Origin of the sequence: Enterobacter sp. MGH 4, assembly GCF_000534735.1 — a bacterium.
In the GTDB taxonomy this organism is placed as follows: domain Bacteria; phylum Pseudomonadota; class Gammaproteobacteria; order Enterobacterales; family Enterobacteriaceae; genus Enterobacter; species Enterobacter intestinihominis.
The window spans coordinates 9,231-17,295 of the sequence record NZ_KI973300.1 but is presented as its reverse complement, the minus strand read 5'-3'; the positions used below and the strand labels follow the sequence as shown (position 1 = coordinate 17,295).

General features: G+C 53.2%; 5 protein-coding genes and 3 pseudogenes. 4 read left to right on the top strand and 4 right to left on the bottom strand.

Going from position 1 to position 8,065, the window contains the following annotated elements; translation table 11 throughout:
- Positions 1 to 828: 828 nt before the first annotated feature.
- A pseudogene (locus L350_RS23740) lies at positions 829 to 1,513 on the bottom strand (IS1 family transposase).
- A 152-nt stretch (positions 1,514 to 1,665) separates the two neighbouring features.
- Positions 1,666 to 3,153: a group II intron reverse transcriptase/maturase gene (gene ltrA, locus L350_RS00340; RefSeq protein ID WP_024195822.1), complete on the bottom strand. Its 1,488-nt coding sequence runs from the start codon at positions 3,151 to 3,153 to the stop codon at positions 1,666 to 1,668.
- Between the two features lie 405 nt (positions 3,154 to 3,558).
- On the opposite strand from ltrA, the gene umuD reads away from it, so the two are divergent.
- Together umuD and L350_RS00350 are read left to right on the top strand one after the other, a co-directional pair.
- Positions 3,559 to 3,990, top strand: a complete 432-nt coding sequence (gene umuD / locus L350_RS00345) for a translesion error-prone DNA polymerase V autoproteolytic subunit (protein ID WP_006796638.1) — start codon at positions 3,559 to 3,561, stop codon at positions 3,988 to 3,990.
- A complete protein-coding gene (locus tag L350_RS00350) occupies positions 3,990 to 5,261 on the top strand; it encodes a Y-family DNA polymerase (protein ID WP_032627083.1) in 1,272 nt (423 codons plus the stop codon). Before umuD ends, L350_RS00350 begins: the two co-directional genes overlap by 1 nt.
- Positions 5,262 to 5,342: 81 nt before the next feature.
- Here L350_RS00350 and L350_RS00355 read toward each other — a convergent pair whose 3' ends face one another.
- Positions 5,343 to 6,317, bottom strand: a complete 975-nt coding sequence (locus L350_RS00355) for a ParB family protein (protein WP_000064119.1) — start codon at positions 6,315 to 6,317, stop codon at positions 5,343 to 5,345.
- On the bottom strand, positions 6,317 to 7,522 hold the full coding sequence (locus L350_RS00360) for an AAA family ATPase (protein WP_006797591.1): 1,206 nt from the start codon (positions 7,520 to 7,522) through the stop codon (positions 6,317 to 6,319). Before L350_RS00360 ends, L350_RS00355 begins: the two co-directional genes overlap by 1 nt.
- A 129-nt stretch (positions 7,523 to 7,651) precedes the next feature.
- Here L350_RS00360 and L350_RS24790 point away from each other — a divergent pair.
- Both L350_RS24790 and L350_RS24575 read left to right on the top strand, forming a co-directional pair.
- Positions 7,652 to 7,727: pseudogene (locus L350_RS24790) on the top strand (hypothetical protein); the annotation flags it as partial.
- Between the two features lie 131 nt (positions 7,728 to 7,858).
- A pseudogene (locus tag L350_RS24575) lies at positions 7,859 to 8,065 on the top strand (hypothetical protein); the annotation flags it as partial.

Genomic DNA, 8,065 nt, shown 5'->3' with positions numbered 1-8,065 from the left:
CGGCGCCCGGTAAGGTGGGCTGATTCCCACACGGCACCGGCGCGCGGCAAGGTGGGCCGATTCCCACGCTGCAGCGGCGCGCGGCAAGGTGGGCCGATTCCCACGCGGCAGCGGCGCCCGGCAAGGTGGGCTGATTCCCACACAGCACCGGCGCCCGGTAAGGTGGGCTGATTCCCACACAGCACCGGCGCGCGGCAAGGTGGGCCGATTCCCACGCGGCAGCGGCGCACGGCAAGGTGGGCGGATTCCCACACGGCACCGGCGCCCGGTAAGGTGGGCGGATTCCCATATCGACATGTATGTAGCTTGTGTTATCCGTGGATTGTGCAGCTCAGCGGGTCGCTGGTCGTATGGCGGAGTGTCCCCCGTAACCGGCCGCGTGCGGCCGGTTACGCGCAGTACGGCGCCCACTGCGCACCCCCGTGGGGGACGTGCGGCAGCTGCGTGGCGGTGAGCGGGATTAGGGCTTTGCAGCTACCGTGTGAAGTTCCCTGGTGTCGCTGAAATAGTTGATGAACATCCCCCTAAGCGTCAGCAGCAAGCTGCCGCCGCTAAGGCCCCGGAAATCACGCCCTTTACGTCGTAAACGCCGTAAAGCCCGCTCACCGGGGTTAAAAGGGATTACTTTGACTTCTTCATTGCTGTTCGCGAGTTAAGGCTAATCAGGGCAGGGGGTAGGGTGGCAGAATTTATAGCCCGGCAACCGGCTACGCCGGGCTTTCGGCGCCATTTGACTCCACAGACACATGTAACCTCATCTGGCGCCTCCATGCCGCTGACGCGGCATCCAAAAGCTTCCCAATACTGTAGGCCGGTAATGACTCCAACTTACTGATAGTGTTTTATGTTCAGATAATGCCCGATGACCTTGTCATGCAGCGCCACCGATTTTGAGAACGACAGTGACTTCCGTCCCAGCCTTGCCAGATGTTGTCTCAGATTCAGGTTATGCCGCTCAATGCGCTGCGTATATCGCTTGCTGATAACGTGCAGTTCTCCCTTCAGGCGGGATTCATAAAGCGGCCAGCCATCCGTCATCCATACCACGACCTCTAAGGCCGACAGTACTCCAGTGTGGCCAGAGTGCGTTCACCGAAGACGTGCGCCACAACCGTCCTCCGTATCCTGTCATACGCGTAAAACAGCCAGCGCTGGCGTGATTTAGCGCCGACGTAACCCCACTGTTCGTCCATTTCAGAGCAGACAATCACATAACTGCCCGGTTGTATGCGTGAGTTTACCGACTGCGGCCTGAGTTTTTTAAGTGTCGTAAAATCGTGTTGAGGCCAACGCCCATAATGCGTGCACTGGCGCGACATCCGACGCCATTCATGGCCATATCAATAATTTTCTGGTGTGTACCGGGCTGAGAGGCGGTGTAAGTGAACTGTAGCTGCCATGTTTTACGGCAGTGAGAGCAGAGATAGCGCTGATGTCCGGCAGTACTTTTACCGTTACGCACCACGCCTTCAGTAGCTGAGCAGGAGGGACAACTGATGGAGATGGAAGCCACGGGAGCACCTCAAAAACACCATCGTACACTAAATCAGTAAGTTGGCACCATTACCCGGCAGGCGATCTGGATTATCGTCACGCTGTTAAATATGTCGCGGTAGGGATACCCGTTACCGGATACCCCCCCGCACAGATCCCGGCGTGCGCGATTTACGCACCGGGCTCCTGCCTCGGGTGTCTGGCGGTGAACCGCTCCACAGGCCATGGATGAAGAACCCGAACCCTTGGTAGCCATGCGGCTGCCAGTTTGTTTGCTTTTGTCCAGGTCGTATCATCCTTCTGGCTCCTGCGCCTGAGCGCCCGGCGCCAGAGGTTTGTTACGTGTGTCCTGAACTTCTGCATGGTGGGGAAGTTGCCCGGTACCGAGTGATAGTTCAGGTATCCCTGAACCACTCTCCTGAGCCATTTTCCCTGTTCGGGGATTGAGTAATGCCAGCGCCTTCGCAGACCGTCTTTGATGGCTTTCAGAGTTGCCGTCATCCGATCCCGGCGGGTCTTTCGTATCAGCATGAACCTGCCGTTGCGATCTTTCCCGCTGATGTGCGTGAACCCGAGGAAGTTGAACGTTTCTGGTTTGCCTTTTCCCCTGATGGCACGGTTTTCGGCAGCGAAGCGGCCGAACTCCATCAGACGGGTTTTCTCCGGGTGAACCGTGAGTCCGAACTCCCTCAGTCTGCGCTGCATGGCTATACGGAAGCGCCGGGCATCGTATCGTTTGTCGAACCCGATGACGATGTCATCGGCGTATCTGACCATTACCACATTGCCTGTGGCATAGAGACGTCGCCACTGATGCGCCCACAGATCGAAGACGTAGTGGAGGTATATGTTTGCCAGCAGCGGTGAGATGACCGCACCCTGTGGGGTGCCTTCCTCCGTTGCTCGCCATTGACCCTCCTCCGACGTCCCGGCTGTGAGCCACTTACGTATGAGCCTGATTACCCTCCGGTCGCCGATCCGATGCTCTGTGAACCTGATCAGCCATTCGTGGCTCACCCTGTCGAAGAACTGACTGATGTCGGCATCCAGTACCCAGTTTACGTTAGTGCGTACCAGCCCTGTGGCCAGTGCGTCCAGTGCATCGTGCTGGCTTCGCCCGGGTCTGAACCCGTATGAGAACCCCATAAAGTCGTTTTCATAGACTGCGTTCAGGATTTTCACCAGCGCATACTGGACGATCTTGTCCTCCAGCGAGGCGATGCCGAGCGGGCGTTGTTTTCCATCCGCTTTTGGGATGTAGTGACGCCTGCCGGGCTGCGCCCTGTAGCTGCCCTGATGTAGCCTCCGGTGCAGATCTGTTATGTTGTTCTTCATGTTTCCGGCGTAGTCCATCCACCTGATGCCATCCACTCCGGCGGCCGCTTTCCTGCTCAGGGAGAGGAATGCGGCTTCCAGTGCTTCGACTGTCAGCAGGTGGAACAATGCTGTAAACCGTTCTTTCTTCCGCTGCTTCGCAGCTTCCCGCACGCGTGACAGCCTCTGTGACATGCTTTCCCGGCTCTGTGTCCGGCGCATGTGTGGCTGTTCCGCGTTCCCCTTGGCCCCGCTCCTTCGCTCCACTGACTCCGCTCCTTTCGGGTTGTTCGCCTGCTTCGCCGCTACTATGAGCGAGTCCGACTTCTCCTCTCCGTACATCACCGGCTATGACTCCTCGTCTTCCCGGTGCGGGCCATCTCCGACACTGGCAGATGGTCAGAGGGGAGATCTCCCGGTTCCCGCGTAGAGATCGTATTGACATGCCAGGGTCTCAGACCCCGCCGGGTCCATGTGGCACTCGCAGTATCGCACCCTATGATTTTGCCTTCCGTTAACAGTACAACGTCGGCACCCGGTAATTTAATATACATTTCGTGGCTCAATGGCTGGCCTGTCAACACCCCTGTCAACGCTTCGCCCCATACCTCGCGGTATGCAACGCATGACTCGGGGACCTTGTGGATTGCTGGTCCTTCAATGGTCGGGGACTTTCACCCCTTGATCTCTACCGGTCTCCCGGCGCACACTGTATGCATAACCAGTAAAATTAGAGTATCAGGAGGAAAGATGAAGCTACAGCTTTTCAGCACCGGGAAAGAACACCCGCCACAGGCCCATCCATTGTTTGCCGATCTGGCCAGCTGCGGTTTTCCCAGCCCTGCCGCTGACTATGTCGAGTCCGATCTGGATCTCCATGATTACTGCATACGGCATCCGAGCGCGACGTACTACCTGCGTGCCAGCGGAGACAGCATGGCGGACGGTAGTCTGTACAATGGCGATCTGCTGGTTGTGGACAGTGCTGAAAAGCCGCGGCACGGCGATATCGTTGTCGCCAGCGTACAGGGGGAGTTTACGGTTAAACGGCTTCTGCTGACGCCTCGACTGACGCTGCAGCCCATGAATGCCTCCTGGTCGCCGATTTATCCTGACCCCGACGAGCTGGATATCTTTGGCGTCGTCACGCATATCATCCACCGCCCGAGGGAGATGTACTGATGTTTGCCCTGGCCGATGTGAACAGCTTCTATGCCAGCTGTGAACGTGTTTTCCGACCGGATTTGAAAGGAAAGCCGATAGTCGTCCTGAGCAACAACGACGGGAACGTAATCGCTCGCAGTGCCGAGGCGAAGCCCTGGATCAAAATGGGAACTCCGTGGTTTCAGATAAAAAACGAAAGGTACCCGGAAAAAATATATTCGTTTTCAAGTAACTATGAACTTTACGCCTCGATGTCGGCGCGCGTGATGAACTGCCTGGAGGAACTGGCCCCCAGAGTGGAACAGTATTCAATTGATGAGATGTTCCTCGATTTGACCGGCGTGGAGCACTGTATGGAGCTTGAGGACTTCGGCCGGCAGCTGCGTCAGCACGTGTATGACTGTACCCACCTGACCATTGGCGTGGGCGCCGGACCAACGAAGACCCTTGCAAAATCAGCCCAGTGGGCCTCAAAAGAGTGGAAACAGCTTCGTGGCGTACTTGCTCTGACCAGGGGAAATCCGCAGAGAACGCGGAAACTGCTTTCACTACAGCCGGTTAAAGAAATCTGGGGGGTGGGTAACCGTATTGCACGCAAGCTGAATGTGCTGGGCATTAAGACCGCGCTCGATCTCGCCCTGACGAACCCGGCCTTCATCCGCAAAAATTTTTCTGTGGTCCTTGAGCGAACGGTACGTGAACTGAACGGGGAAAGCTGCCTTTCGCTTGAGGAAGCCCCTCCGACGAAACAGCAAATTGTCTGCAGCCGCAGTTTTGGCGTGAAGATCACGGAGTACGAGTCACTCCGTCAGGCTATCTGTCAGCACGCAGAGCGGGCCTCTGAAAAGCTGCGTAAAGAGCACCAGTATTGCCGGCATATTTCCGTTTTCATCAAAACGTCTCCGTTCGCCGTTAAAGAACCTTACTACGGCAACGTGGCTACGGAAAAACTTCTTACACCCACTCAGGACACCAGGGACATCATTGCAGCCGCCACAACGGCTCTGGAGCGTATCTGGAGGGATGGACACCGGTATGCCAAAGCCGGAGTTATGCTGAATGACTTCACCGGCTCCGGCGTTTCGCAGCTGCAGCTGTTCGACGAACGCCCGCCACGCCCTTACAGTGCTGAGCTGATGAAGGTTCTGGACGGGATCAACAACTCAGGGCTGGGTAAAGTATGGTTTGCGGGGCGGGGTATTGCCCCGGAATGGCAAATGAAACGGGAGATGCTTTCTCCTGCTTATACGACACGATGGTCAGATATTCCTGCAGCGAAACTGGCGTAAAACTTTGGCGATTTCACCTTGAAATTCTCAGCCTAAACTGCCTAATTACAATAAGTTAGATGTGAAATCGCCATGGCGAAATTATTGACTCAAATTTCTGTCAAGGACCTCGTTGATAGCCTTGTCCAGTTCATCCTGAATCACTTTTGACATACGGCTAAACTCATAAGTCAGCGTACGCCCTTTCACACGCTTACGCGCGAACTTGTCCTTTTCTTCAAAAGACCAGAGTGGGGAAACCACTGACTTTTCCTTGGGAGATGGATCTATCAATGCCTGAGATGCCTGAGAAATCAGCTTCAGTATACTGGCTTTCTGTTCGTCTTCTGGTCGCTCGCCTTCACTCAAAATTGCATCGAGCTGAGCTGATACAGACTGAATGAGTTCTTCAGGCGTTAATCCCTTTTCACTGAGTTTTTCATTAACTTCTAAAAGAAGTTTATAGTCACTAAACGATAGCTCCGACTGAACCGGGAACAGAGAAATCAAGTCTTGCGGTACGGCCGCCGCCTGCAGCGCCCTGGTAACTTTAGCTTGAGATAACCCCTCCAGTTCAGCAATTTCCTTTTGATTAAATCCGGACTCTTTAAGAGCGATCAATCTCAGGCCAATCTCCCGAAGATTATGTTCTTTAGCTGTCTGGATATCTTTAGCCAGTTGGCGAGCTTCATCAGCTGATAAATGCTCTTCGGTAACCATTACATCAAGGCCTGTACGGACAAAAATTGCTGAGGCTCGCCGTCTTGAACCATCCAGTATCTCAATCCTTTCACTTTGCTTAATACCAATACAGGGAAAGAACTGCTGAAACTTAATCGTCTGGATAATGGATTTCAGGGACTCCCTGGTCAGTGCCAGTTGATCTCTTCCGTTGTTTTCCTGGTTTACGAAGGTCTTACTTTCAACTTCAGATGCAGGCACCCGAACAAACCTGAACGTTACCTTCCTGCCGGTTTTTAAGGTAAATACCTGGCTTCTACCGGTGTCCGTCATTTCCGCAATTGACGCCTGGGTATTTAACTGTCTGCCGATGGTTTTTCTTTTCTCATTCGACATCACATACCTCCGTTAGTACGAATGAACTCGATGCGATCAAAGACTGCCTTCGCAAAGTCTTCCGCTGCTGATTTTGCGCTTTTTAGTGCCTCTGTACTTCCATCATAGGTTGCTGGATTTGCTGAAATAACTGTGTCAAAAGTCTCCCCACAGCGTTCGAAACCATCCAGTCTCGGCAGAACCATGTCTAGCATATCGGCACCGAAAACCTCTTTGGCCTGACTATGGCAAATTTTGTGATCAGACTTGTTCAGGATCTTGGACATGAAGCCGACATTACCGATGAGATTGCAGGTGTGCCCATCCATTTCAATGGAATCTATGAGGGCAGGGAGGCTGGCCACAAACTTCAGGGAAGAATGAAAATCAACCGTAGCCGGTGGAAGAGGGGTCAACATCAGGTCTGCCGCCCCAATACAGTTTTTCAGGAACGCATCAAGGTGAGGACCACTATCAAGGAAAATAAAGTCGTAGTCATGCTGGAGCTTATCGATAATGTTATCTTTAAGCACAGCATGAATATTTTTCCCTGGAAGATGTTCTTCACACAATCCCTTCCAGCCTTCAGCAAGGAATGCATCGTCAATGGAAGCGGGGATTACATCAACACCAGGGATAATAGACGGTACTATAAAATCGGAAAGTAATTCTTCACGAGACACGTTCTGGAGCATGGCCTGAGCAGCCGTATTTTCAACCAGGCCCACTGAATTTTCATGGCTCAGGAACATTGTCAGAGATGCCTGCGGATCGAAATCGATGGCCAGAATACGTAGGTCTTCGAACAGAAGCTGAGGATGAGCTCGAAAAGCATGTGATAATGAAGCGGTAGAAACTGTCTTGGAACCACCACCTTTAAGATTACATACAAAAATCGTAAAGGCTTTATCAAAGCGATCCCTGTACTTGGGTACTTTACGGTGGTTATACAGATCGATGACATTCTGAATCGTCATCGCGTATTTCATCGTATTACCAGAAGGTTTCTTTTTGAAAATGTAGCCACCGGCTTCCATTTCGGCCACAGCATACTCAACACTGCCTTTACTGAGCTTAGGCAGCTTATACAGAGCGGCTTTGCTGTATTCCTGATAGAACTCGGTAAGCTTCAATTCCTCTTTTTGCTGGCGGATACTCTCGCTCAAAGATGTCAGAAGCTTACCTGCACGTGTAGCAACTTTCCGTAACTGCTCAATATTGTTCATTTATCACCTCATGACGTTTTTTGTCATTTTGAACAAAAAGAGTCATGTTTCAAGCAAAAAATCATATTGTTTTGATTTCGCTCTCAACAGGAGGGGGGAGAAGTTCGACGGGCGTGCCACTCAATCACAGTGCCGCAACACGCAGACGCACTTATGACCATCACACAACAAGTCGTACAAAAGGGTATAGAGAAAGGTATCAGCGCTCGCCGCAGCCATGTAACCGAGCGTAGCGAGCGAACTGGCGAGGAAGCGAAGAGGAACCGTTCCGGCAGATAGCTCTTACGCTCAGCACAAGAAGAGTTTTCCATCCTCTGTGGGAAACAGGTCAACTTTATGGACGCTCAGGACTATGGGAAACAGGTCAACTTCGCGGACGGCCCGGACTATGGGAAACAGGTCAACTTCACGGACGGCCCGGACTATGGGAAACAGGTCAACTTCACGGATGGCCGGGAGTGTGGGAAACAAGTCAACTCCGCGGACGGCCCGGACTGTGGGAAACAGGTCAACTCCGCGGACGGCCCGGACTATGGGAAACAG

Excerpts from the sequence above, each read along its gene's own strand:
- umuD (WP_006796638.1), top strand. The coding sequence starts at position 3,559 with ATGAAGCTACAGCTTTTCAGCACCGGGAAAGAACACCCGCCACAGGCC.
- L350_RS00350 (WP_032627083.1), top strand. The coding sequence starts at position 3,990 with ATGTTTGCCCTGGCCGATGTGAACAGCTTCTATGCCAGCTGTGAACGT.
- L350_RS00355 (WP_000064119.1), bottom strand. The coding sequence starts at position 6,317 with ATGTCGAATGAGAAAAGAAAAACCATCGGCAGACAGTTAAATACCCAG.
- L350_RS00360 (WP_006797591.1), bottom strand. The coding sequence starts at position 7,522 with ATGAACAATATTGAGCAGTTACGGAAAGTTGCTACACGTGCAGGTAAG.